The organism is Embleya sp. NPDC056575, from assembly GCF_042793325.1.
In the GTDB taxonomy this organism is placed as follows: domain Bacteria; phylum Actinomycetota; class Actinomycetes; order Streptomycetales; family Streptomycetaceae; genus Embleya.
Genome location: NZ_JBHTVA010000062.1, coordinates 1 through 23,303, shown reverse-complemented (window position 1 = coordinate 23,303; position 23,303 = coordinate 1). Strand labels below are relative to the sequence as shown.

The window sequence follows — 23,303 nt, the reverse complement described above, 5'->3', positions numbered from 1 at the left end:
GCTCAACCGCCCACGAGGACACGGTAGACGGGCGACTTCGCGGCCAGCCGGAAGGCCGCCTCCACGTCGGCGAGCGGATAGGTGGCGGTGACCAGCGCGTCCAGGTCGGCCGCCAGCCGGCCGGAGCCGATGATCGCGGCGGCCTCGGTCCAGTCCCGCGGCTCCTGGCTGTACACGCCGACGATGCTCAGTTCGTGATGGTGGATCAGATCCGGACCGACCCCGGCGAGCACCTCCTTGGGGAAGGCGCCGAACAGCACCACCGTGCCGCCGTCGTCGCACAGGGACAACGCGCTTTCCAGGGCGCCCGGGGCGCCGGCGGTGACGAACACGACGTCCTGCCTGCCGCCGGTCTCGACGGCCTGCTCCGGGGTGCTCGTCCAGTCCGCGCCGGCCGCGCGGGCCTCGGCCAGGCGTTCCTCGCTGATGTCGATCAGGCCGACCGACGCCGCGCCCTTGAACCGGGCCAGGGCCAGGTGCAGTCGGCCCATGAACCCGGCACCGATCACCGCCACCCGGTCGCCCGCGCGCAGTCCGCCGAGCCGGGCCGAATGCGCCACACAGGCCAGTGGCTCGCCCATCGCGGCGTGCGCGATCGGCGCGGAGCCGGTGCGAAACGCCTGGAGCGCCTTGACCTTGACGAACTCGGCGAAGCCGGCGCCCATCGAGATGGTCCCATCCGCGAGCGCGCCGCCCTGCGGCTGCTTGCACAGCGCACTGCGCCCGCGCCGGCACGAGGTACAGGTACCGCAGCGGGTGAGCAGGTCGACGGTGACCGTATCGCCGACCGCCGCGACCCCGGGCAGCCCGGCCACGGCGGCGCCCACGGCGACCACCTCGCCCGCGACCTCGTGGCCGGGGGCGACCGGGTAGATCGGCTTGGTGCCCAGGTAGAGCCGGCGCTCCATGGTGCACATGCCGGTACGGCCGACGCGCACCAGCACGTCGTCGGGGCCGACCTCGGGGACCGGCTCCTCGCGCAGGTCGACCTGCTCGGGCGCGGTGACAACGGCAACTCGCATGGGGGCTCCTCGACTTTGCGGGAAGACTGCGGCGGAAAACAGCGGGGGAGGTGTTCAGTACGCGCGCAGGGTCGGCCAGCGCGAACGCACCGGCACACCCGCCCGGGCGAGCAGCGTCTCGGAGGCGCGCGCGGCGGCGCCGCGCAGGGCACGCTCGTCCACCTCGACGCACGCGTGGTCGCGCACCACGATCCGGCCGCCGACCAGCACGTCGCGCACCGAACGCCCGTCGGCGGACCACACCAACTGCTGCGCGACGTCGCCGCGCGGGGTCCACTGCGGGCCGGTGGCGTCGTGCACCACCAGGTCGGCGTATTTGCCGGGCTCCAGCGAGCCGATCCGGTCGGCCATGCCGATCGCCTCGGCGCCGCCGATGGTGGCCAACTCCAGCGCCTCGGCGGCACCAGGTCCGGTGGGGTCGAGCGCCATGTCCTTGGCCAGCCCGACCGCGAGCGCGGCGGTACGCAGCAGGTCGGCCGCGTCGGCGGCGTTGGCCGCGTCCGTCCCCAGCGCGATCCGCCCGCCGCGGCGCAGCAGTTCGGCATGGCGGCCGGCGCGGGTGACGCCCTGGCCCAGGCGCAGATACGCCCACGGGCAGTAGGCGACCGCCGTGCGGGTGGCGAGCAGCGCCTCGACCTCGGCGTCGTCCAGCCACACCGCGTGTGCGAGCAGCAGGTGCGGCCCGAGCACGTCGAGCGAGGCCAGGTGCAGTGCGGGCCGGCGGCCGGTGCGGCGCAGGTAGTCCTCGGGGTCGGCGCCGGAGGGGGACAGGTGCATCGTCATCCGGGCGCCACTCGTACGGGCCAACTCGGCTGCACCGGCGAGCAGTTCGTCGGAGGCCAAGCCGTGTCCGACCAGCGTGACCCACCCCTCGACCCGGCCGCCGGGCGGGTGGGCGTCGACCAGCGCGGCGAGCCGGTCCAGCACCTCGCCGGCCGGCGCGGCGAACGGCGCGCCGGGCACGTCCCACCCCCAGGCGCCGATCCCGCCGCGGATGCCCACCTCGCACATCGCGGCGGCCACCCGCTCCGGGTGCGCCACGGTGCCCGCCTCGATCACGGTGGTCACCCCGTTGCGCAGGCTCTCCACGCCGGCCAGCAGCGCGGACAGTTCGTCGTCGGCGGGCAGGTGCGCCGCGTGCAGCGGCACCGCCCAGGTGTCGACGGCCGCACCCGGCGGCAGGTCGTCGGGGATGCGCGCGCGGGCCAACGGGTCGCCGGTCTGGTGCAGGTGGGCGTTGACCAGGCCGGGGGTGACGACGCAGTCGCTCGCGTCCAGTTCGGGGGTGCCCGGCCAGCGGGCGCGCAGCTCGGATGTGGCGCCGACGGCCACGATGCGCTCCCCGGCGACGGCGACCGCGCCGCCGAGCAGCACCTCGCGGCGCGGGTTCATGGTGACCACGTCACCGCCCGCGACCAGCAGCTCCGGCCGGGTCGGCCCGGGGCCGCTCATGTTGCTCTCACCTGCGCAGTCGCCATGTCTGGGGACACTAGGCCCGGCACCGGCCGCCGGCATCGTGGCCCGGAGCACAATCAAGTGCGCCCAGTCCATGCCGGGAACACAATGCGAGCACAGGCCGACGGGGGAAAACCTGGCCCGGTGCCGTGTCGGGCGAGGCTTCCAGGTTGCGGCGCCCGACACGGTTCGCGCCGCTCCGGCGGACCCGCCGGGACCGACCAGGGCCCACCGGGCCCACCGGACCGGCCGGGGCCCATCCACCGCGTCGAGGGAGTTGCCCGCATGACCGACGACACCAGCACCAGCGAGCCGCGCATACGTGCCGATTGGCTGCGCTCGGATCCGTACCCGCAGTTGATCGCCGGCCGGGAGTCCTTCGACGGCGAGGCGCGGCCGGTGGTCGACCCCTCCACGGGCGGGCATCCGGCGTCCTGGCTGGCGGCGACCGACGCCGAGGTCGAGGCGGCGATCGTCGCGGCGCGCGGCAGTTTCGACGCCGGAGTGTGGCGCCGCATGCCGGGGCCGCGCAAGGCGGAGGTGCTGGAGGCGGTGGCCGCGGCGATCCGCGCGGACGCGCCCCGACTGGCGGCCCTGGAGGCGATGGACACCGGCAAGGCGGTCTCGGGGGCGTTGACGAACGACGTTTACGAGGCGGCCAACGCGTTCTCGTACGCCGCGGCGATCTGTCGCACCGCGCACGGCGACGTGCGGCGCTCGTCCTTCCCGCCCGAGTTGTTGCCCGGCGGCGGCCCGGACCTGCTGACCCTGCGGCTCGGCGAGCCGGCCGGCGTGGTGGTCGAGTTGTTGCCGTGGAACGGCCCGTTGATGACGGGCAGTCAGCGGATCGCCTCGGCGCTGGCGGCCGGCTGCTCGATCGTGGCCAAACCGCCGGTCGACGCGGTGGTGACGCTGGTCGAGCTGGGCCGGTTGCTGACCGGGGCGGGGCTGCCGGCCGGCGTGCTGAACATCGTGCTCGGCCCCGGCGCCACGGTCGGCGAGCGGCTGATCACCGACCCCAGGATCGACCTGATCAGCCTGACCGGTGGCACCGACACCGGCCGGCACGTACTGGCCGCCGCCGCGCGCAACCTGACCCCCGTACATCTGGAGCTGGGCGGCAAGTCGCCGGTGGTGGTGTTCGACGACGCCGACCTGGACCAGGCGGTCGGCTGGGCGATGATGGCCGCATTCGTGAACATGGGCGAGGTGTGCGTCGCGGGCAGTCGGCTGCTGGTCCAGGAAACGGTGTACGAGCGGGTGGTGGAGGCGGTGGCGGCGGCCGCGGCATCCCTGCCGGTGGGCGACGCGCTGCATCCGGACACCTTCATCGGGCCCTTGATCAACCCCCGCCACGCCGACCGGGTCCGGGGCTTCGTGGACCGGGCGCTGGCCGCCGGGGACGCCGCCGCGGTCGGCCAACCGGTGCTGCCCGACGGCCTGCCGAAGACCTATGTCGCGCCGACCGTGCTCGGTCGGGTTCGGCGCGGGTGCGAGGTGGAACAGGAGGAGGTGTTCGGACCGGTGCTCGCCGCGATGTCGTTCGCCGACGAGGCGGAGGCGGTGGCGCTGGCCAACGGGACGCGGTACGGCCTCAACGGCACCGTGTTCACCCGGGACATCGAACGCGCGTTCCGATTCGCGGACGTGCTGGACTGCGGCGAGGTCAATGTGAACTGTCACTTCGCGCCGGACATGAACGGCGGACGCGGCGAGCCGCGCCGGGCCAGCGGCTTCGCCCGGACCGGGGTGGACGCCTACACCCGTACCAAGGCGGTGAACGTCCAGGTGCACAGCGGGTGAAGCGCCGGGTTGTGCTCGGGGACCAATGACCACACCTGACCGAGCTTCATACCTTCTGATTGTCAGACCAACAGCCTGACCCACACCCTGAGGAGGCCCGATCGTGGCCGTTACCGGGATGAACCACGCGGTGCTGTACGTGCGCGACGCGCACAAGACCGCCCGGTTCTACAACGAGGTGCTGGATTTCGTCACCGTCATCGACGGCCCGCCCGGGAGCTACGTCTTCATGCGGGCCCCCGCGTCGAAGAACCACCACGACATCGCGTTCTTCACCATCGGCGCCGAGGCCGGCCAGTCCCAGGCCGGTCGGCGCACCGTGGGGATGTACCACATCGCGTGGGAGGTCCCCACCCTCGACGACCTGGACGAGGCCCGCCAACGCCTCGCCACCGCGGGCGCGTTGATCGGCGCGAGCGACCACGGTGCCAACAAGAGCCTGTACGCCAAGGACCCCGACGGCCTCGAATTCGAGGTCATGTGGCTGGTCCCGCCCGAGTACTGGGGCGACGAGGAACACGAGGCGATCATCCGCCCACTGGACCTGGACGCCGAACGCGAGCGGTTCGCGCACCTGGCGGGCGAGTAGTGCCCTTGCGGGCACCGGGGGAGCGGATCCCGTTCGCCAAGGTCGCGCGCCGCACGATCTCCGAGGAGGTCCGCGACGCGCTCCTGGCGAGCGTGCGCGAGGGCGACCTGCGACCGGGCGCCCAACTGCCCCCGGAACGCACGCTGTGCGAGCAGTTCGGGGTGGCCCGCACCTCGGTGCGCGAGGCGATCCAGGGCCTGGTCTCGCTGGGCTGCCTGGTCAAGCGGGGCAACCGCTTCTATGTGGCCGAGCGGCTGCCCGGGGTTTCCTTCGACGCGGCCGACGGCCGCAAGCTGCGCGTGTCCGAACTGTTCGAGGTACGCCAGGTGACCGAGGTCGCCATCGCTCGACTGGCCGCGCTGCGCGCCGAGCCGGACCAGCGGGCCGAGATCGGCGAACTGGCGGCCGGATTCGACCCGTCGATGAGCCTGGAGGCGTTCCGCCGCCAGGACCGCCGCTTCCACGCGGCACTGGCCCGCGCGTGTGGCAACACCACGCTGCGCGAGTTGTACGCGAAGGTGCTCGACGCGGTATTCGCGTCCGGCGACTTCGCCTCGCTCCTGGCCGCCGAGGGCAACGCCGAGGCGGTCCGTCAGGTGATCGCCGAGTCCTGCCGCTCGCACCGCGGCATCGCCGAGGCGGTCGCCGCCGGCGCCCCCGACGCCGCCGCCCACGCCGCCGCCGAACACCTCGGCGAGGTGGAGCGGCAGATGACCGCGCGGATGTTCTAGACCCCCCGTTCCAGACCCACGCCGAGCCACACCCGGCCGGCACGGGTACGGCACGGCAACCGGTACGGCACGGGCAACCGGTACGGCAACGGCGAACGGCACGGCACCCGGTACCGCACCGGCACCCGCGCGGATCCCCGCGCGAACCCCGCCCGAGCCGCCCCGCCGGCCACCGCCCCCGCGACCGTGCGCACCACCCGGAGAGGACCGCATCGAGATGAGCGACACGCAACGCGTCTGGGCCTTCGACGACAGCGAGTTCGTCGAGGTCAAGCCGGGATTCCGGCGCCGGGTCTACACCGGCGACGAATTGATGCTGACCCTGTGGCGGATCCGCGAGGGATGCGGCCCCACCCCCTACGACGACCATCCCGACCACGAGCAGTACGGCATGGTGCTCAAGGGCAGGCTCGACTTCCGGATCGACTCGGACGAGCGGCGGGTGCTCGGCCCCGGCGACGTCTACTGGGCGCCCAAGGGCTGCGACCACGGGGACAGCCTGTTCATCGGCGACCCCGAGCACGGCGAGACCTGGATCCTGGACATCTTCACCCCGCCGCGCGACGAGTACCGCTGACGGCCCACCCGCCCGGACTCACCCGCACGACGTCCCCGTACCACCGCAACACCCCACCACTGTCGGACGGTTGCGCTCGCCGCAAGGCACCGCGCACCGACCCCCACCCGCTTCCGGGCCGGATTTCCCCGCGCAACCGGAACGGGTTCCTCCGCCGGACCGACATCCCACCCCGGCCCGCGGCCGCACACCCGGCAACGGCACGCCCACCGTGCCCGCCCGGATCGCCGCGTACCCGTCGGTCCTGTCGAACCAACGCGCCCTGATTCGTCTGGAGACCTTCCGATGAAGAACATGGTTCGAGTCATCACGGCCTCGGTCATCATACCGGGACTGCTCCTCACCGCCTGTGGCGGCGGTTCCTCCTCGTCCTCCACCACCCCCGCCGGGGCGCCCGCCTCGGCCGGTGCCCCCGGCGCCGGCACCCTGCCCGCCAACGAACCCGACGTCAACAAGGACAAGAAGGTCGTCATCGGGGTGATGAGCCCCGGCGACACCAAGGACAAGGGCTACTACCAGAGCTTCGTCGACGAGGCGAACACCTATGCCGCGGCGAACGGTTGGAAGCTGGTGGTGGTCGACAAGATCAACCCGGCCAACGCCGTGCAGCAGGCGCGCAACCTGTGTCGGCAGAAGGTCGACATGATCGCCATCGGCGCCAGCGAACTCAAGGACGCGCTCAGCGCCGCCAAGGAACCCCAGTGCAAGGGCACCACCTGGTACATCAGCGGCGGGCAGGGCGTCACCCAGACCGCCGAGTTCACCCAGTCGCTCGACTACATCAACGAGTCGCTGTACGTGGCCGGTTACGCCGCCGGACTGGTCCTCAAGGAGAACGGCGGCAAGAAGGCCGGCTACATCACCGGCCCCGACCTCCAGTTCGCCCGCGACGTGGCCAAGGCGTTCGAGGCCGGCATCAAAAAGGTCGTGCCCGACGCCGAGATGGTGCAGACCTACACCGGCGACTTCAACGACTCCGGCAAGGCCAAGGAAGCCGCCCAGGCGCAGATCAGCCAGGGCGTCAAGGTGATCTACCCCTACCTCGGCGGCGCCACCGACGTGGTCACCCAACTCGCCAACGAGAAGGGCGTCCCGGCGCTCACCCCCGGCACCGACCGCTGCGGCACGCCCGGCGCGCAATACGCGATCTCGGTGATCTTCAGCCCCGGCGCCTACTTCGCCGGCGCGCTGGAGGACTTCAAGAAGGGCACGCTGCGGATGGGCGTCGCCCGCGAGTGGCACCTGGGCAAGGACCCGGTCCCCACCGTCAAGCTCTGCAAGCCCACCGGCGACCAGGCGCAGCAGCTCCAGACGCTGATCCAGGACATCGGCAGCGGGAAGGTGAAGGTCGATGAGGCCGTCGCCGCAGGCAAGTGACACCGCCGTGACCGCCTCCCGACCGACACCCGAGCCCGCGGGCCCCTGCCTCGACGGGCCCGCCGAACACCACGGCGCCGCCTCGGTGCTCACCGTCCCCGTCGTGCAACTGCTTGGCATCGGCAAGCGGTTCGGTGCCGTGCGCGCCTGCGCCGACGTCTCGCTGCGGGTTCGGGCCGGGGAGATCCACGGCCTGCTCGGGGAGAACGGCGCGGGCAAGAGCACGCTGATGAAGATCCTGCTCGGCCTGGTCGTCCCCGACACCGGACGGATCGTGCTGCGCGGCACCGAGACCACCATCGCCGACCCTTCGGCGGCGGCGGCGCACGGCATCTCGATGGTGCACCAGCACTTCAGCCTGGTCGACCGGCTCAGCGTGTGGGAGAACGTGGTGCTCGGCGACCGCGGCCGGGTCGACCGGGACCGGGCGCGGACGCTGGTGCGCGAGGTCGGCGACCGCTACGGCCTGCGGGTGGACCCCGACGCGTGCGTCGAGGACCTGTCCACCGGCGAGCGGCAGCGGGTCGAGATCGTCAAGTGTCTGCGCCGCGACCCCGGGGTGCTGATCCTCGACGAGCCGACCTCGGTACTGACCCTGGAGGAATCGCGCGAACTGTTCACCGTGCTGCGCCGGGTGGTCGCCGACGAGGGCAAGGCGGTGATCCTGATCAGCCACAAGCTGGACGAGATCGTGCACGCCACCGATCGGGTCACCATCATGCGCCAGGGGCGCGTGGTGGCCAGGCGGGCCACCGCCGACACCGATGTCCGGGCGCTGGCCCGGGAGATGGTCGGGCGCGAACTGTCCAAGTGGACCGCCGCGTCCGCGGTCGGCGCGCTCGACGCGCTGATCGAACCCGGCACCGGCGAACCGAGCGGCGGCACCGCCGTGCTGGACGTACGGGAACCCGCGGCGGCCCCCGCCCCCGAGCCGCGCCCGGCGGCCGGCGAGGTCCGCCTGCGGATCACCGACGCGTACGCCCGGGCCGCCGACCGGCGCCCGCTCCTGCGCGGGCTGAGCCTGGAGGTGCGTGCGGGTGAGATCCTGGGCATCGCGGGTGTCGAGGGCAACGGCCAGGCGGCACTGGGTGATCTGCTCTCCAGCCTGTTGCCGCTGGACGCCGGCCGGGTGGAGGTGTGCGGCGGCGCCGTCGCCGCCGGCCGGCCCGGCGCGATGCACGCCGCCGGGGTCGGCGTGGTGCCCGAGGACCGACACGTGTCGGGATGCGTGCTCGACATGTCGGTCGCGGAGAACCTGATGATGGCCGATCTGTCCTCGGTGACCCGCCGGGGACTGCTCAGTCGGCGCCGGATGGCCGAGCGGGCCCGGCGGTTGATCGAGGAGTTCGAGATCGCCACCCCCTCGCCGGACACCCCGATGCGGCAACTGTCGGGCGGCAACCAGCAAAAGGTGGTACTCGCCCGCGAGCTCGCGGGCAAACCGCGGGTGTTGGTCGCCGCCCAGCCCACCCGGGGCCTGGACATCGGTGCCATCGAGTACATGACCGAGCGGCTGCACGCCGCCGCCCGGGAGGGCATCGCGGTCCTGCTCCTGTCCACCGAACTGGGCGAGATCCTCACCCTCTCGCACCGCGTCGCGGTGATCCACCGGGGCGCCGTCGTCGGCGAGATGGACCGCGCCGACGTCGACACCGAGCGACTGGGCCTGATGATGGGAGGCCAGGCGGCATGACGTCGACCACCGGGACGCTGATCTCCGAACCCCCGCCCGCCGTCGCGGCGCCCGAGCCCGACGCGCGCCGCCGACCCCGACTCGCCGACCTGGGCACTCCGCTGCTCTACCTGCTCTCGCTGTCCACCGCACTGGCCCTGGCCGGCCTGCTGATCGCCCTGGTCGGCCAGTCCCCGTGGGACGCGGCGAACGCGATGTACGACGGAAGCCTGGCCGACGGCGCGGCCATCGGGCAGAGCATCGACCAGGCCGCGCCGCTGCTCCTGGTCGCCGTCGGCTCGGTGATCGCCGCCCGTGCGGGCATCTTCAACATCGGCCAGGAGGGCCAACTCCTGGTCGGCGCGGCGGTCGGCGCGGCGATCGCGCTGTTCACCCCGGGCCCGGGACCGCTGGTGCTGATCCTGGCCCTGCTCGGCGCGGCCGTCGGCGGCGCGTTGTGGGCCGGTATCGCCGCGCTGCTGTTCTACTGGCGCGGCGTCGCGGTGGTGATCAGCACGCTGCTGCTGATCTTCGTCGCGAACCAGGCCGTCTCGTACGCGGTCAACTCCCCTTCGCTGCTGCGCGAGAAGGCGGTGGCCGGTCAGGTCACCACCTCGCAGACCGACATGCTGGCCGAGTCGGTCTGGCTGCCCCGGATCGGCGAATACCCCGACTTCAACATCGGCGCGGGCATCTTCGTCGCGCTGGTGTTGGCCGTGGGCACCTCCCTGGTCCTGGTCCGCACCCGCCTCGGCTTCCGGCTGCGCATGCTCGGGCTCAACCCCAAGGCCGCGCATCGGGCGGGCGTGGGCGCGGTGTTGGTGGGTGGCGGTGCGCTGCTCGCCTCCGGCGCCTTCGCCGGCCTGGCCGGCGGCGTGATGCTCACCGGCAACGGCCACCGCATGCAGGACGGCTTCGCCGACAACGTCGGCTTCGACGGACTGCTCGTCGCGCTCGTCGCCCGGGACAAGCCGCTGCTCGCCGTGCCGGTCGCGCTGTTCTTCGGCGCGCTGCGCGCGGGCGGCGGATTCCTGTCCGCCACCGGGGTTCCGCGCTACATCGTCGCCGTGGTCACCGCGCTGATGGTGCTGGCCACGGTGTTCCCCGCCGCCTACGCCGAGGTGCGACGCCGTCGTACCGCCGGCGCGGCCTGAGACCGGGAGGATGCCATGATCGACGACCTCGCCATGGTCCTGGCCAGTTCGGTCCGGCTCACCGTGCCGCTGGCGTTCGCCGCCTGCGGCGAATACATCGCGGAGCGCGCCGGCACCATCAACATCTCGGTCGAGGCGATGATGCTCGGCGGCGCGTTCAACGCCGTGTGGGGCGCCTCGATGACCGGTTCCGCGTCCTTCGGCCTGGTCTTCGGCATGCTGGCCGGCCTGGTCATCGGCTTCGTGCACGCCGAGTTCAGCCACCGCCTGTCGGTCAACACCTACGTGGTCGGGCTCGCCCTGAACGCGCTCGTGCTCGGCCTGACCAGCTTCCTGCTCGACTCGATCGACCTGACCGGGCATCAGGTGGATGCGCTGAACATCCCCGTCCTGTCCGATCTGCCGCTGCTGGGACCGGTGTTGTTCGCCCACCGCTGGCCCGCGTATCTGCTCGTCGGGCTGATCCCGCTGGTGTGGTGGCTGGTGCAGCGCAGCCGCTTCGGCCTGGAGTTGCGCGCCGCCGGGGAGAACCCCCAGTCGGCCGACGTCACCGGGATCGACGTGCGCCGCAGGCGCCGGCAGAGCGTGCTGCTGTGCGGCGTGCTGGCGGGACTCGGCGGCGCCTACCTCGCGGTGGGCGAAGTGGGCGCGTTCAACCAGAACATGACCGCCGGTCGCGGCTTCGTGGTGATCGCCGCGGTGATCTTCGGCGGCTGGACGCTGCGCGGCACCATGGCCGGCTGCCTGGTCTTCGGCGCCGCCGACGCGATGCGGCTCGCGCTGCCCGCGCTCGGCGTGCATCTCAACTCGCAATTGCTGATCGCCGCGCCGTATCTGCTGGCGCTGCTCGCGATGATGTTCCTGGCCAAGACGCATCGTCAACCGGCCGCGCTGGGCGCGCCGTTCGTGCGGGGCATCGTATGAGGGCGGTGCGGCACCGCGGCCACGGCGGCCCGGAGATCCTGGAGCAGGTGGTCCTGCCCGACCCCGAACCGGGCCCGGGCGAGGTGCTGGTCGCGGTGCGCGCCGCCGCGGTCAACCGCCTCGACCTGCTGCAACGGCGCGGCCCGGGACTGCTGCCGGGCTTCACGCTGCCGCACGTGCCCGGCATGGACGTCGCGGGAGACGTCCTGGCCGTCGGCGGCGGCGTGCGCGAGCGCCGGGTCGGTGACCGGGTACTGGTCAACCCGGCCGTGCACTGCGGAAGTTGCGCCGCCTGTGGGCGCGGCGACGAGGCGTGGTGCGGGGCGCTGCGCGTGGTCGGCGGGAATCGGCCCGGCGGCTACGCCGAATCGATCGTGGTCCCCGCCGGGCGCACCCACGTGATCCCGGCACACGTGCCGCACGTGGCGGCCGCCGGGTTGCCCACCGCGTACGGCATGGCCTGGCAGGGCCTGGTCGTGCGCGGCGGGCTGCGCGCGGGGGAGACGCTGATGGTGCACGGCGCGGGCAGCGGGGTGAGCATCGCCGCGGTACAGCTGGCCCGCGCACTCGGGGCGCGTGTCGTGGTCACCTCCGGTTCGCGGGCCAAGCTGGACCGGATGGCCGACCTCGGCGCCGACGTGCTGATCGACCACCGCACCTCGGACCTGGTCGCCCGGGCCCGCGCGGCGACCGGCGGGGCTGGCGTCGACCTGGTGCTCGACCACGTCGGCCCGGCGCTGTTCCAGGCGTCGCTGCACGCGCTGCGCCCGCGCGGTCGACTGGTCTTCTGCGGGGACACCACCGGCACCGAGGCGGGCTTCGACCTCCCGCACGCGTTCCACAGCGGGCTGACCCTGCTCGGCGCGGGCTCGATCGGCGACGCGGACTTCGCGGCCATGGTCGAGTTCTGCCTGGATCGGGAGCTGACCCCGGTACAGGACGGCGCGTTCCCCCTCGCCGACGCGGCCGCGGCCCACCGGCGCCTGGAGAGCGGCGCCGCGTTCGGCAAGGTCACCCTGCTCCCGGGCGGCGCCCGGTGACCCCCGCCGAGGCCCTGCTCGTGCTGACGGCGGGCCTCGGCGCGGGCACGGTCAACACCGTCGTCGGCTCCGGCTCGCTGCTCACCTTCCCGGTCCTGCTCGCCCTCGGACACCCGCCCGTGGTCGCCAACGTCTCCAACACGATCGGCCTCACCCCGGGGTCGATCGCCGGGACCCTCGGCTACCGGCGCGAACTGGCCGCCCAGGCACCCCGGTTGCTCCCGCTGTCCGCCGCCGCCGTGCTGGGCGGCGCGACCGGCGGTCTGCTCCTGCTCGGCCTGCCGCCGGGCGCCTTCAGAGCGGTGGTGCCCGTACTGGTCCTGCTCGCCGCGGCGCTGATGGGCGTACAGCCGTGGTTGTCCGCCCGCCTGCGCGCACGCCGCACGGCGAACACGGTGGTCCCGTCGGCCGTGCCCGGATCCTCGACCGCGTCGCCTCCCGCGTCCCGCACGGCCGGCTCCGGCGTCGGCGTCGCGCTGCCGGCCGCGGTGTTCGCGGTGAGCGTGTACGGCGGCTATTTCGGCGCCGCGCAGGGCGTGTTGCTGCTCGCGCTGCTCGCGATCGTGCTGGACGAAGACCTGAACCGGCTCAACGGCCTGAAGAACCTCCTCCAGGCGCTGGTCAACCTCGTGGCGGCCGTGCTGTTCGCGCTCACCGCCGAAGTCGCCTGGCCTCCCGTTTTGTTGCTCGCCCTCGGCTCGGTGGTGGGCGGTCGGGTCGGCGCCCACGTCGGCCGTCGGGTCCCCGCCCCGATCCTGCGCACCCTCGTCATCGTCGTCGGCACGGTGGTGGGGGTCGTCCTGTTGGTCACCTGACCCCGCCGGTCCCGTTCGACCGTCGCACTCGTGAAAGAAGGAATCCCATGTTGCGTTGGCTCACCGCCGGGGAGTCGCACGGTCCCGCGCTCACCGCCGTACTGGAGGGGCTGCCGGCCGGAGTCGAGGTGTCCTCCGGCGAGTTGGCGCACGCGTTGGCTCGGCGGCGGCTGGGCAACGGGCGCGGGGCCCGGATGCGATTCGAGCGGGACGAGGTGGAGTTCACCGGCGGCGTACGGCACGGGATCACCCTGGGCGGGCCCGTGGCATTGCGCGTGGCCAACACCGAATGGGCCAAGTGGGCCGAGGTGATGGCGCCGGACCCGGCCGACGCCGACGGGCGCCGTTACGACGAACCGGGCCGGCTCGCCGATCGCGGCCGGGCCGCGGCGCTGACCCGCCCCCGCCCCGGACACGCCGACCTGGCCGGGATGCAGAAGTACGGATTCGACGACATCCGCCCGGTCCTGGAGCGGGCCAGCGCCCGGGAGACCGCGGCCCGCGTGGCGCTCGGCGAGGTCGCCCGCGCGTTCTTGGCCCAGACCCTCGACGTGGAGATCCTCAGCCACGTGGTCCGCATCGGCGCCGTCGCCCTGCCCACCGCGCTGGTGCCCGAACGCGGCAGCCTGGACACCATCGACGCCGACCCGGTGCGCTGCGTCGACCCGGAGACCGCCGCCGCGATGAACGCCGAGATCGAGGCCGCGCAGAAGGACGCCGACACCCTCGGCGGCGTGGTCGAGGTGGTGGTGTACGGCCTGCCGCCGGGCCTGGGCAGCTACGTGCACTGGGACCGCCGCCTGGACGCGCGCCTGGCCGCCGCGCTGATGGGCATCCAGGCGATCAAGGGAGTCGAGGTCGGCGACGGCTTCACCACCGCGACCCGCCGCGGCTCGGTCGCGCACGACGAGATCACCCCGGTCGCCCCGGGAGGCCCCGGCCCCACCCGGGTGCGCCGCGAGACCGGCCGCGCCGGCGGCATCGAGGGCGGCATGACCTCCGGCGAACCGCTTCGCGTGCGTGCCGCGATGAAGCCGATCTCCACCCTGTCCCGGGCCCTGGCCACGTTCGATGTGCGCACCGGCGATCCGGCCAAGGCGATCGCCCAGCGCAGCGACGTGTGTTCGGTGCCCGCGACCGGCGTGGTCGCCGAGGCGATGGTGGCCCTCGTCCTCGCGGACGCGGTCCTGGAGAAGTTCGGCGGTGACAGCGTGCCCGAGACCCGGCGCAACGCCGACGCCTACCTCGCGGCCCTGCCGGTGACCGTCGCCGACGCGTGAGCACGCACGCCGGGCCGAACCCGGCGGACGGGCTCCGGGGTGATCACCCCGGAGCCCGTCGGCGGCTCAGCCCCCGGCCGGCGCCCCCGCGAGCAGCCGCGCGCGCAGGCCCTCGTCCAGCGCGGCGTCCACGCACGTCCACGCCATCGCCAGACCGCCGTCCAACAGCGCCCGATCCGCGGCCGGACGCGCCGCGTACGCGGCGAACTCGGCCTGGTGCAGTCCCACATCGCCGGAGTCGATGGAGATCAGCGGCTGAATGGACGGGATCGCCAGCGACACGTTGGCCATGTCGGTGGACCCGGCCTGCCGATCGTCCTCGGCGGTCACCGGCGGGAACTCCCGTCCCACCACCAGCGCGTTGCGCTCGTACGCGGCCAACAGGCCCGGGTCGTGCCGGAATTCCGAGTACGCGGGCGAGGTCGAGGACAACGTCAACCGCGACCGGGTGGCCACCGCGCCCGCCTGGAAACACTCGCGCACCCGCGCCTCCAGGTCGGTCAACCCGGCCAACGTGGCGGCGCGTACGTAGTAGTCGGCCTCGGTGTGCTCGGGGATCACGTTCGGCACCTGCCCGCCGGTGGTGGTGATCCCGTGCACCCGCTGATCCGGCGTCATGTGCTGGCGCAGCAGCCCGATCGCCACCTGCGCGAGCGTCAGCGCGTCGGCCGCGTTGATCCCGTCCTCCGGGCAGGCCGACGCGTGCGCGGCCCGGCCGTCGTACTCGACGTGCAGTTGCGCGCGGGCCAGGCAGGTCGGGTCGAGCCGCTCCCGGGGCGAGGGGTGCACCATCATCGCCGCGTGCACCCCGGCGAACGCGCCGCGCTCCAGCATCAGCACCTTGCCCCCGCCGTTCTCCTCGGCGGGGGTGCCGAACACGCGTACGGTCACGCCCAGGTCGTCGGCGACCGCGCCCAGCGCGAGCGCGGCGGTGACCGCGGCGGACGCGATCACGTTGTGCCCGCACGCGTGCCCGATCCCCGGCAGCGCGTCGTACTCCGCGCAGATCCCGAGCACCAGCGGCCCGTCGCCGCGCTCGGCGACGAACGCGGTCGGCAACTCGCCCACGCCCGGGGTGACGGTGAAGCCGTGTTCGGTCAGCTGCTCGCCCAACCATCCGCAGGCGCGTTCCTCGGCGAAGCCGAGTTCGGGATGGGCGTGCAGACGGTGACTGAGTGCAACCAGCTCTGGTGCGGCGGCGTCCACCGCCGCCTGGGCGGCGGCCTTTGCGGGTGCCGCGAGGTCGAAGGCTCGCATGGGCGCATCCTGCCCCACGACGGACGTAACGGGAAGTGACCGAACGAAGTATCTGTTCCGCGTAACAACGACCGGCTAAGGTGCGGAAATCCATGATCGACAAGGCAGAAGTCACGGAAAACCGGACCTCCGTGCCGGACCGGGCCGAGGCGTTCGAGCGTGAGCTGAACGTCCTCGCCCTCTCCGGCGACGGCTGGCTCGCGATCCTGCGAGCCCTGGCCGGGCGTACCGGCCGCACCGCCCGACTGGTGGGCGTGCACGGTGGTGTGCTCGCCGCGACCGACGACGGCACCGAGTCGATGACCCCGGTCGCGGTGGCCCACGTATTCGTCGAGGACCGCGTGGTCGAGGTCACCTGCGACGAGGGCTGGCGGGCCTCGGCGCTGCCCGTACGGGTGGCCCAACGCCGGGTCGGACTACTGCTGTTGGGCGAGCCGGACGGCGCCCGCGACGACGAGCCGCTGCTGCGCGCCGCGGTCACGGCGGTGGCGATCGAGGCGATCCGGCGGGACGCGGTGGCCACCGCGACCGCCGAGACCGCGGGCCGCCTGATCGACGAACTGCGCTACGGCGCGTTGCGCAACCTGGGCGATGTCACGCGCACCGCCGCCCGGTTCGGCCTGCACCTCGATCGCCCGCACTCCGCCGTGGTGTTCGCCTACTCCGGACCCAACCAGCGCACCTGGACCACCGCGCTGTCCTGGCTGGAGATGCCGGTGCGCCAAGAGGGCGAACTGGGCCTCGCGGTGCTCTCGGGCAACGTCGAACGCGAGATCAGCCGCATCCGCATCCGGCTCCAGGGCATGGTCGGCGACGTCCCCGTACTGGCCGCCGCCGGCCCCACGGTCAGCGACCCGCGCGGGACGGCCCGCTCCTTCCACGACGCGGAGACCGTGCTCGGCCTGCTGCGCCGCCGCCCCGGCGAGGTACAGCTGATGTTCTCCTCGCTCGGCCTGGCCCAACTGCTGTTCGGGGTGCCCCCGGCCCGACTCCAGGCGTTCGTGGACCAACACCTGGGCCCGATCCTGGAACGTGAGGAATGGGTGGCCACCCTCAGCGCGTGGCTGGCCACCAACGGCAGCCGCGCCGCGGTCGCCGAGCTGCTGCACCTGCACCGCAACTCGGTCGGCTACCGGATCGGCCAGATCCGCGAACTCCTCGGCGCCAATCCCCTCGACCCCGAGGTCACCCTCCAACTCCAGGCCGCCCTGACCGCCCGCGAACTCCTCCTGGCCCTCCGAGAGGTCCCGTGACACCCCCGCGAGCGCGTGCGGCGGCCCCGGGCGCCCCCGCAAGTCCGCCGGGCCGTCCGCCCTCCGGCGCCCGAGTGGGGCCATCCGGATGACTCCCGGACGAGAGTTCGGGTAGATCGGCCGCGCCTCGGCGCGATGCCGCCGAATGTGGGTCACAGTCGTTCCAGCCCCGGTGTGGAGCGCCGGGACGTCGACGCGCGGGCCGATTCGGTCGAGCCCGCCGGTTGCTCGGGGTGTCCCACCGGTCGAGAGGCGATCAGCATGACCGAAACCGACGTGACCCTTACCCCGCAGGCGGCCACCCGGCTGCGCGAGCTGGCGTTCGGCGCGATGTCCGCCGGCGCGCTGCGCGCCGCGCTGCGCCTGGGCCTGCCCGACGCGCTGGGCGACACCCCGGCGACCGTCGAGGAATTGGCCCGCGAGGTGTCCGCGCACCCCGGGGCGCTGCACCGCCTGCTGCGCGCGCTCGCCTGCCAGGGCGTCTTCGCCGAGGAGCCCGACGGCCGCTACACGCACACCGAGGCCTCCCGCCTGCTGCGCGCGGACGCGCCCCGCAGCATGCGGGACGTGGCGCTGTGGACCACCGAGCCGTGGACCTGGGAGGCCTGGCCGCACCTGGACCGCGCGGTGCGCTCCGGCGGCAGCGTCTTCCCCGAGCTGCACGGCAAGCAGTTCTTCGACTACCTGCACGAGGACGCCCCCGAGTCGGCCGCCGCGCTCGACCGGGCGATGACCCAGTCCAGCCGGACCTCCGCCCAGGACGTCACCGAGGCGCTCGACCTGACCGGCGTGGACTCCGTCGCCGACATCGGCGGCGGCCAGGGCCTGGTCCTGGCCACCCTCCTGGAGCGCAATCCGACCCTGCGCGGCACCCTGCTCGACCTGCCCGGTGTGGTCGCCTCGGCGGATCGCCGACTGCGCGACGGCGGCGAACTCGCCGGCCGGGCGACCTTGGTGGGCGGGGACTGCCGGGTCGACATCGGCGTGCGGGCGGACCTGTACATCGTGAAGAACATCCTCGAATGGGACGACGACAGCACGCTCCGCACGCTGCGCAACATCGTCGACGCGGCCGCCCCCGGCGCCCGCGTCGCGGTGATCGAGAACCTGGTCGACGAGACCGCCTCGATGCGCTTCACCGCGGCGATGGACCTCCTGTTGCTGCTCAACGTCGGCGGCCGCAAGCACACCAAGGACAGCCTGCTGACCCTGATCGAGCAGGCGGGCCTGCGCGGCCGGGACGTGCGCGCGGTGAACCCCTCGCTGCACATGTTCGAGTGCACGGTCCCGGGCTGATCGGGCCGTACCCGAGCCGCACGACCGGTCCCGCCACCTTCGGCTACGGAAAGTCATGCGTGATCACCGTGAGCTAAACATGCGACTGCTCCCCGGGGGTGAAGCCGGTCGGGATATCCGCCCGGGAGGCCCAGAGCGGGGCCCCGAATGCAGTCACGCGGGTCGCGGGGTCGCCGACGCCGTTCGATGGTGATGAAGGCGCCTCGCCGATCCCCGTTGCCGATGCCCGTCGGCAGTTCGCGAGCGCCGGAAGGAATATCACGATGCGTCGTGCACGCGCTCTCGTCGCCGGTTCCGCCCTCGGCTTCGCCGCCCTGACCCTGGCGGTTCCGGCCGCCTACGCCGATGCCCCGGCGCCGGTGAAGCCGGACAACGCCCCCTCGGCCTCCGGAAACGGCGGACAGGAGAAGTCCTGGTCCGGTGAAGGAAAGTGGACGCCCGACAAGGGCGGCGAGTCCAGCGAGGACAAGGGCGGCGAAAGCGGCTCGCACGAGAAGTCCTGGAAGGAGCACAAGAGCCCGCACGGTGGTGTGCACACCGGCATCGGCGGCTCCTTCCTCGACGACGGTGCCGCGCTCGGCACCGGTGCGGCCCTGATCGCGGGTGGTGTCGGCGTCGGCGTCTACGCGCTGCGTCGTCGTCCCGCCGTCTCGGCGGCGCGGGCCTGACCCGTCCCGCCCCAAGGCAACACCCGCCGTGGCCACCGCCCTCTTCGGGGCGGTGGCCACGGTGACGTCGTCCCCGCCCCGGCCCGCACCGCCGGTTTCCCCCCGAAGCCGGCGCCGGTACTCCTCCGGCCAGGAAAGAGGCATCGTCTTGCACGACCCCGCTTCGCCCCCCGAGACGTCCGAGCCCGCCGCGCCGCGCCGCACCAGCGCCGCTCGACTGATGCTGATCGCCGCGGTGGCGATCCTCCTGGGCGCCCTGATGATCAAGCACGACCTGAGCAGCGACTCGGGTCCGCCGCCCCAACCCGTGCCCGCCGCCGCGCAACCGAGCGCCGCGGCGAGCGCCGCGCCCTCGCCGAGCCCGACCCCCGAGGGCGTGCCGGGGATGAAACGTTCCGCGCCGGTGCGGATCAAGATCCCCCGGATCAAGGTGGACGCCCCGTTCATCGGCCTCGGCCTGAACTCCTCCGGGGTGCTGGACGTCCCGCCCGCGGGCAACCGCAATCTGGCCGGCTGGTACGAGGACGGCGTCACTCCCGGCTCCCGGGGCAACGCGCTCGTGCTCGGCCACGTCGACACGATGATGGGCCCCGCCGTCTTCTGGGGGCTCGGCAGCCTCAAGTCCGGCGACACCGTCGAGATCTCGCGCGCCGACGGCAGCGTGGCCAGGTTCGCGGTCGACTCGGTCGAGGCGTTCGCGAAGGACGACTTCCCCGACGAGCGGGTGTACGGAAAGACCCGGGACGCCCAGCTGCGGCTGATCACCTGCGGCGGCACATACGACCGCAAGGCCAAGGACTACAAGGACAACGTGGTCGTCTTCGCCCACCTGCTGCCCCCGGAGTAGCCACCCCCGCACACGCCGCACACCCACCCCCCACACACCGCGGCCGGCCCCGGATTCCCTTCCGGAGCCGGCCGCCGCGCGTTGCGCTACACCTGCGCGTCCCCGCCGACCTTCGCGGTCTCACCGCCCCGCCCGCCCCGCTCGGTCCGGCACGCCACCGCGCCCAACACCCCCACCAGGGTGCCCTCCGGATCCGGCTCGGCGACCGGGACCCGCCACGCGACGAACCCGTCGGGGCGCACCAACACCGCGCCCTCGTCGGTGACCCCGTGCACCTCGGCCCAGTCCACGTCCGACGCGGTGACCAGGTCCACCACCGCGGCCTCCGCCTCGGTACCCACCCGGTACACCGCCACCGGCACGCCCAGGCGCCGGCTCGCGCGCTGCGCCGACCGCTGCCACGCGGCCCCGGCCGGACCCGCTCCGACCAGCAACACCGGCGAGGTCTCGTACAGGTCCAGGGTGGACACTCGCGCGTCGTTGCGGCGCAGCCACAGGTGCGGTGCGCGGGTGCCCGGTTCGCCGCTCGGCGGCCGGAACCGCTCGGGCAGCACCGGCAGTTCGGGGTCCGCCCCGAGCACGGCGGTGGACGCGTAGCGGTAGCCGAGCACCACGCCGAGCACTCCCGGCTGCCTGCCGCCGCCGACCGTGGGCGCGGCATACCCGGGGTGGCTGTGTTCGGCCGAACGCGTGGACGCCCGCGCGGCCGTGGCCACCGCCACCGGCCGGCGCTCCGCCTCGTAGGTGTCCAACAGGTCGGCGCCCGCGTGCCCGTTCAGCACCGCGGCCAGTTTCCAGGCCAGGTTGTGCGCGTCCTGGATTCCGGTGTTGGACCCGAACGCGCCGGTGGGCGACATCTCGTGGGCCGAGTCGCCGGCCAGGAACACCCGCCCGGAGCGGTAACGTTCGGCCACCCGCTCGGCGGCGTGCCACGGCGCCTTGCCGGTGATCGTCACATCCAGGTCCGGCACGCCGGCGGCGGCGCGGATGTGCGCCACGCAGCGCTCGTCGGAGAACGCCTCGATCGGCTCGTCCTCCTCCGGGTGCCACGGCAGGTGGAAGACCCAGTGCTCCCGGTTGTCCACCGGCAGCAGCGCGCCCTCGCCCCGAGGGTTCGTCAGATAGCAGACGATGAACCGGCGTTCGCCGACGTGCGCGGCCAGGTCGCGCGAGGTGAAGGTGACGCTCACGTTGTGGAACAGGTCGCCCGGACCGCTCACGTCGATGCCCAGCGCGTCGCGCACCGGACTGCGCGGCCCATCCGCCGCGACCACGTAGTCGGCGCGCACGGTGAGCCGTTGCCCCGTCTCGCGGGTCTCCACGACCGCGGTCACCCCGTCCTCGTCCGGTACGCAGGACCGGAGTTGGGTACCGAAGCGCACGTCGCCGCCGAGTTCGCGGGCGTAGTCGGCGAGCACCGGCTCCAGGTCGTTCTGGCTGCACAGACACCACGACGACGGGCTGAACCTGGCCAGTCCGCCGCCCGGATCGATCTCCTTGAACAGCCACTCCTGGATGTCGCCGGCGACGGTGTCCGCCTGGAGGATGCCGTGGTTGTCGGCAAGTACGGCGGACGCGGCGCGGATTCGATCCTCGACCCCGGCGGTGCGGAACACCTCCATCGTGCGCACGTTGTTGCCGCGCCCGCGCGGATGCCGCGAGGTGTCGGAGTGCCGCTCCACCAGCATGTGCGGGACGCCGAGTCGGCCCAGGAAGACGGACGTGGACAGCCCGACCAGCGAGCCGCCCACGACCAGGACCGGCACCCGGTGTTGGATCTCGGGGTTCATCACTACTCCTGCGTTGGCGAGGACTGCGGACCCGGCCGCCGTCGCGGGCGGGAGAGGGTCCGCCGGGGGTCCTCCTGTTCCCGCTCATCGCCGCCGGCCGGTCGTCGTCGCCCAATGTCACTCATATGCCATCAAAAGATGCACAGGGTGATGATCGGCCGCCACGCTCGAAGTCGAAGCCGGGTCCACACGGACGGATCGGGCGGTGATCCGGTGTGATCGCGCGAGCGGCGCGACCGACCGCGACCCGCTCGACCTCCCCGTTCCCCGGGCGGCGTCGGTGCGACCCGGTCCCCCGGGAGCGCCCTCGGCGGGCGGGCACGACGTTCGGCCGAATCCCATGACCAAAGGACTGACATGGACACCCTCGTCCACTCCACGGCGAATCCCACCGCCGACACCACGTCCAAGCTCCGGGTGCTGCTCATGCTGGAGCTGCACGAAGGGTCGGAGCAACGTTTCCTCGAGGCCTACGAAGGCATCCGTCACCAGGTGGCCGCCGTCCCGGGCCACCTGCGCGACCAGCTGTGCCAGTCCATCGAGGACCCCAGCCAGTGGCTGATCACCAGCGAGTGGGAGGGCGCCTCCCAATACCTGGCGTGGGTGGACAGCCCCGAGCACCAGGTGATGGTCCAGCCGCTGCACGGCTGCGTGCGCGGCACCCGCTCGCTGCGCTTCTCGGTGGCCCGCGAGACCGACCTGCGGGCGCCCGACGGCCCGGTGATCACCACCGGCGCCCGCACGCCGAAGGGCAAGGCGAAGGCCGGCGCCACGCCCAAGGCGAAGGCGGCGGCCGACAAGGCCCGCGCCGCCGCGCCGGCCGCCCCCGGCGTGGTGCGCTGCGCGCTCACCTTCACCGTCAAGCCGGGCAGCGAGGCCGAGGTGGCCCGCATCCTCGCCGGCTACGAGTCGCCCGAGGCCCGGGTCAACCCGACCACCTCGCTGCGCCGCACCTCGGTGTTCATGCTCGGCAACCGCGTCGTACGGGCCATCGAGGTCGAGGGCGACCTGCGCGCCGCGCTGCGCCATGTGGCCGAGCAGCCCCAGGTGCGCGCCGCCGAGGAGGCGCTGAACCCGCACCTGGAGGAGGCGCGCGACCTGAACGACTCCGAGGCCGCCCGCGCGTTCTTCATGCGCTCCTCGCTGGCCGAGGTCTACCACCTGAGCGCGCCGGCCAAGAAGTCGGACAAGGCGTCGGGCAAGAAGTCGGACAAGACCGAGACCACCCGCCGCGCGTTCCTGTACCCGGTCCGGCACGGCTGCGCCGAATCCGCCGCGACGCTGCTGCGCCGGCACGACGAGCAGGCGATCGCCGTCGCCGGCGGGCCGATCGCGCACAGCCAGGTCTTCCTGCGCGGCGACACCCTGATCCGCGTGCTGGACCTGCGCGGCCCGGCGGACCAGGACCCGGCGCTGCTGCTCGGCGTCGACCGCAGGGAATCCGCCGCCCGGCTGAGCCGACTGCTCGACCTCGGCGAGGACGGCGAGTTGGACACCGACGAGGGACTGCGCCGACTGCTCGCCGCGTGCGAGACGACCCCCGTCACCGACCGTCGCGCCGCCCGCGACGCCTGATCCCCCGGGGCGGGGGCCCCCCGCGCCCCCCCCCCCCCGCGCCCCCCTGCCCCTGGGGGGGGCCTTCGCCCCCCCCGTGGGCCCTGCCCCCCCCCCCCTTTCGGCCCGGCCCACCCCCGCCCCCACCGCCGATGCCGCCCTTGAGGGTGTCGGCCATGCCCTCGTTGCCGTCGGTCCG

The 23,303-nt window shown here is 73.3% G+C and carries 20 protein-coding genes; 16 read left to right on the top strand and 4 right to left on the bottom strand.

All coding sequences use genetic code 11. The features are described from left to right. Positions 1 to 2: 2 nt before the first annotated feature. The gene (locus ACFRCG_RS36575; protein WP_380039578.1) at positions 3 to 1,022 is read right to left on the bottom strand and encodes a zinc-binding dehydrogenase; all 1,020 of its coding nucleotides are present in this window, start codon (positions 1,020 to 1,022) and stop codon (positions 3 to 5) included. A 54-nt stretch (positions 1,023 to 1,076) separates the two neighbouring features. Continuing rightward, on the bottom strand, positions 1,077 to 2,474 hold the full coding sequence (locus tag ACFRCG_RS36570) for an amidohydrolase family protein (protein ID WP_380039576.1): 1,398 nt from the start codon (positions 2,472 to 2,474) through the stop codon (positions 1,077 to 1,079). Positions 2,475 to 2,762: 288 nt separating this feature from the next. Here ACFRCG_RS36570 and ACFRCG_RS36565 point away from each other — a divergent pair, with 288 nt between their 5' ends. From ACFRCG_RS36565 to aroC, 11 genes are all read left to right on the top strand, one after another. Then, the gene (locus ACFRCG_RS36565; protein WP_380039574.1) at positions 2,763 to 4,280 is read left to right on the top strand and encodes an aldehyde dehydrogenase family protein; all 1,518 of its coding nucleotides are present in this window, start codon (positions 2,763 to 2,765) and stop codon (positions 4,278 to 4,280) included. 103 nt (positions 4,281 to 4,383) lie between these two features. After that, on the top strand, positions 4,384 to 4,869 hold the full coding sequence (locus tag ACFRCG_RS36560) for a VOC family protein (RefSeq protein WP_380039572.1): 486 nt from the start codon (positions 4,384 to 4,386) through the stop codon (positions 4,867 to 4,869). Positions 4,870 to 4,874: 5 nt separating this feature from the next. Then, a complete protein-coding gene (locus tag ACFRCG_RS36555; protein WP_160161488.1) occupies positions 4,875 to 5,600 on the top strand; it encodes a FadR/GntR family transcriptional regulator in 726 nt (241 codons plus the stop codon). Between the two features lie 217 nt (positions 5,601 to 5,817). Further along, positions 5,818 to 6,177 carry a cupin domain-containing protein gene (locus ACFRCG_RS36550; RefSeq protein ID WP_126638606.1) on the top strand — a complete coding sequence of 120 codons (360 nt, stop codon included), beginning with the start codon at positions 5,818 to 5,820 and terminating at the stop codon, positions 6,175 to 6,177. Positions 6,178 to 6,471: 294 nt separating this feature from the next. Further along, positions 6,472 to 7,554 carry a BMP family ABC transporter substrate-binding protein gene (locus ACFRCG_RS36545; protein WP_380039570.1) on the top strand — a complete coding sequence of 361 codons (1,083 nt, stop codon included), beginning with the start codon at positions 6,472 to 6,474 and terminating at the stop codon, positions 7,552 to 7,554. A 7-nt stretch (positions 7,555 to 7,561) separates the two neighbouring features. Then, a complete protein-coding gene (locus ACFRCG_RS36540; RefSeq protein ID WP_380039568.1) occupies positions 7,562 to 9,247 on the top strand; it encodes an ABC transporter ATP-binding protein in 1,686 nt (561 codons plus the stop codon). Further along, the gene (locus ACFRCG_RS36535; RefSeq protein WP_380039566.1) at positions 9,244 to 10,380 is read left to right on the top strand and encodes an ABC transporter permease; all 1,137 of its coding nucleotides are present in this window, start codon (positions 9,244 to 9,246) and stop codon (positions 10,378 to 10,380) included. The genes ACFRCG_RS36540 and ACFRCG_RS36535 overlap by 4 nt, the downstream gene beginning before the upstream one ends. Before the next feature lie 15 nt (positions 10,381 to 10,395). Beyond that, positions 10,396 to 11,304 (top strand): ABC transporter permease, encoded by a 909-nt coding sequence (locus ACFRCG_RS36530; RefSeq protein ID WP_380039564.1) that lies wholly within the window; start codon positions 10,396 to 10,398, stop codon positions 11,302 to 11,304. Further along, complete coding sequence (locus tag ACFRCG_RS36525) at positions 11,301 to 12,344, top strand: zinc-binding dehydrogenase (protein ID WP_380039562.1); 1,044 nt, start codon at positions 11,301 to 11,303, stop codon at positions 12,342 to 12,344. Before ACFRCG_RS36530 ends, ACFRCG_RS36525 begins: the two co-directional genes overlap by 4 nt. Beyond that, a complete protein-coding gene (locus ACFRCG_RS36520; RefSeq protein ID WP_380039560.1) occupies positions 12,341 to 13,159 on the top strand; it encodes a sulfite exporter TauE/SafE family protein in 819 nt (272 codons plus the stop codon). Before ACFRCG_RS36525 ends, ACFRCG_RS36520 begins: the two co-directional genes overlap by 4 nt. 47 nt (positions 13,160 to 13,206) lie before the next feature. After that, positions 13,207 to 14,439: a chorismate synthase gene (gene aroC / locus ACFRCG_RS36515; protein WP_380039558.1), complete on the top strand. Its 1,233-nt coding sequence runs from the start codon at positions 13,207 to 13,209 to the stop codon at positions 14,437 to 14,439. A gap of 66 nt (positions 14,440 to 14,505) precedes the next feature. On the opposite strand, the gene ACFRCG_RS36510 is transcribed toward aroC, so the two are convergent. Continuing rightward, complete coding sequence (locus tag ACFRCG_RS36510) at positions 14,506 to 15,696, bottom strand: M20 family metallopeptidase (RefSeq protein ID WP_380039556.1); 1,191 nt, start codon at positions 15,694 to 15,696, stop codon at positions 14,506 to 14,508. Positions 15,697 to 15,788: 92 nt separating this feature from the next. Here ACFRCG_RS36510 and ACFRCG_RS36505 point away from each other — a divergent pair, with 92 nt between their 5' ends. The 4 genes from ACFRCG_RS36505 to ACFRCG_RS36490 all read left to right on the top strand — a co-directional run bounded on the left by ACFRCG_RS36505 (position 15,789) and on the right by ACFRCG_RS36490 (position 19,760). Next, entirely contained in the window at positions 15,789 to 16,949 is a 1,161-nt protein-coding gene (locus ACFRCG_RS36505) for a PucR family transcriptional regulator (RefSeq protein WP_380039554.1), read from the top strand. 261 nt (positions 16,950 to 17,210) lie between these two features. Continuing rightward, the gene (locus ACFRCG_RS36500; RefSeq protein WP_380039552.1) at positions 17,211 to 18,245 is read left to right on the top strand and encodes a methyltransferase; all 1,035 of its coding nucleotides are present in this window, start codon (positions 17,211 to 17,213) and stop codon (positions 18,243 to 18,245) included. Positions 18,246 to 18,508: 263 nt separating this feature from the next. Further along, complete coding sequence (locus ACFRCG_RS36495; RefSeq protein ID WP_380039550.1) at positions 18,509 to 18,913, top strand: hypothetical protein; 405 nt, start codon at positions 18,509 to 18,511, stop codon at positions 18,911 to 18,913. A 148-nt stretch (positions 18,914 to 19,061) separates the two neighbouring features. Continuing rightward, positions 19,062 to 19,760: a class F sortase gene (locus tag ACFRCG_RS36490; protein WP_380039548.1), complete on the top strand. Its 699-nt coding sequence runs from the start codon at positions 19,062 to 19,064 to the stop codon at positions 19,758 to 19,760. A gap of 86 nt (positions 19,761 to 19,846) precedes the next feature. On the opposite strand, the gene ACFRCG_RS36485 is transcribed toward ACFRCG_RS36490, so the two are convergent. Then, the gene (locus ACFRCG_RS36485; protein WP_380039545.1) at positions 19,847 to 21,550 is read right to left on the bottom strand and encodes an FAD-dependent oxidoreductase; all 1,704 of its coding nucleotides are present in this window, start codon (positions 21,548 to 21,550) and stop codon (positions 19,847 to 19,849) included. Positions 21,551 to 21,907: 357 nt separating this feature from the next. On the opposite strand from ACFRCG_RS36485, the gene ACFRCG_RS36480 reads away from it, so the two are divergent. Then, positions 21,908 to 23,125: a SchA/CurD-like domain-containing protein gene (locus tag ACFRCG_RS36480; protein ID WP_380039542.1), complete on the top strand. Its 1,218-nt coding sequence runs from the start codon at positions 21,908 to 21,910 to the stop codon at positions 23,123 to 23,125. The last annotated feature ends 178 nt before the right edge of the window (positions 23,126 to 23,303 follow it).

What these genes read in the sequence shown, in the direction of transcription:
- ACFRCG_RS36530 (WP_380039564.1), top strand. Translation starts at nt 10,396, where the DNA reads ATGATCGACGACCTCGCCATGGTCCTGGCCAGTTCGGTCCGGCTCACC.
- ACFRCG_RS36575 (WP_380039578.1), bottom strand. Translation starts at nt 1,022, where the DNA reads ATGCGAGTTGCCGTTGTCACCGCGCCCGAGCAGGTCGACCTGCGCGAG.
- ACFRCG_RS36570 (WP_380039576.1), bottom strand. Translation starts at nt 2,474, where the DNA reads ATGAGCGGCCCCGGGCCGACCCGGCCGGAGCTGCTGGTCGCGGGCGGT.
- ACFRCG_RS36510 (WP_380039556.1), bottom strand. Translation starts at nt 15,696, where the DNA reads ATGCGAGCCTTCGACCTCGCGGCACCCGCAAAGGCCGCCGCCCAGGCG.
- ACFRCG_RS36480 (WP_380039542.1), top strand. Translation starts at nt 21,908, where the DNA reads ATGGACACCCTCGTCCACTCCACGGCGAATCCCACCGCCGACACCACG.
- ACFRCG_RS36485 (WP_380039545.1), bottom strand. Translation starts at nt 21,550, where the DNA reads ATGAACCCCGAGATCCAACACCGGGTGCCGGTCCTGGTCGTGGGCGGC.
- ACFRCG_RS36505 (WP_380039554.1), top strand. Translation starts at nt 15,789, where the DNA reads ATGATCGACAAGGCAGAAGTCACGGAAAACCGGACCTCCGTGCCGGAC.
- ACFRCG_RS36565 (WP_380039574.1), top strand. Translation starts at nt 2,763, where the DNA reads ATGACCGACGACACCAGCACCAGCGAGCCGCGCATACGTGCCGATTGG.
- ACFRCG_RS36525 (WP_380039562.1), top strand. Translation starts at nt 11,301, where the DNA reads ATGAGGGCGGTGCGGCACCGCGGCCACGGCGGCCCGGAGATCCTGGAG.
- ACFRCG_RS36500 (WP_380039552.1), top strand. Translation starts at nt 17,211, where the DNA reads ATGACCGAAACCGACGTGACCCTTACCCCGCAGGCGGCCACCCGGCTG.
- ACFRCG_RS36535 (WP_380039566.1), top strand. Translation starts at nt 9,244, where the DNA reads ATGACGTCGACCACCGGGACGCTGATCTCCGAACCCCCGCCCGCCGTC.
- ACFRCG_RS36550 (WP_126638606.1), top strand. Translation starts at nt 5,818, where the DNA reads ATGAGCGACACGCAACGCGTCTGGGCCTTCGACGACAGCGAGTTCGTC.
- ACFRCG_RS36545 (WP_380039570.1), top strand. Translation starts at nt 6,472, where the DNA reads ATGGTTCGAGTCATCACGGCCTCGGTCATCATACCGGGACTGCTCCTC.
- aroC (WP_380039558.1), top strand. Translation starts at nt 13,207, where the DNA reads ATGTTGCGTTGGCTCACCGCCGGGGAGTCGCACGGTCCCGCGCTCACC.
- ACFRCG_RS36495 (WP_380039550.1), top strand. Translation starts at nt 18,509, where the DNA reads ATGCGTCGTGCACGCGCTCTCGTCGCCGGTTCCGCCCTCGGCTTCGCC.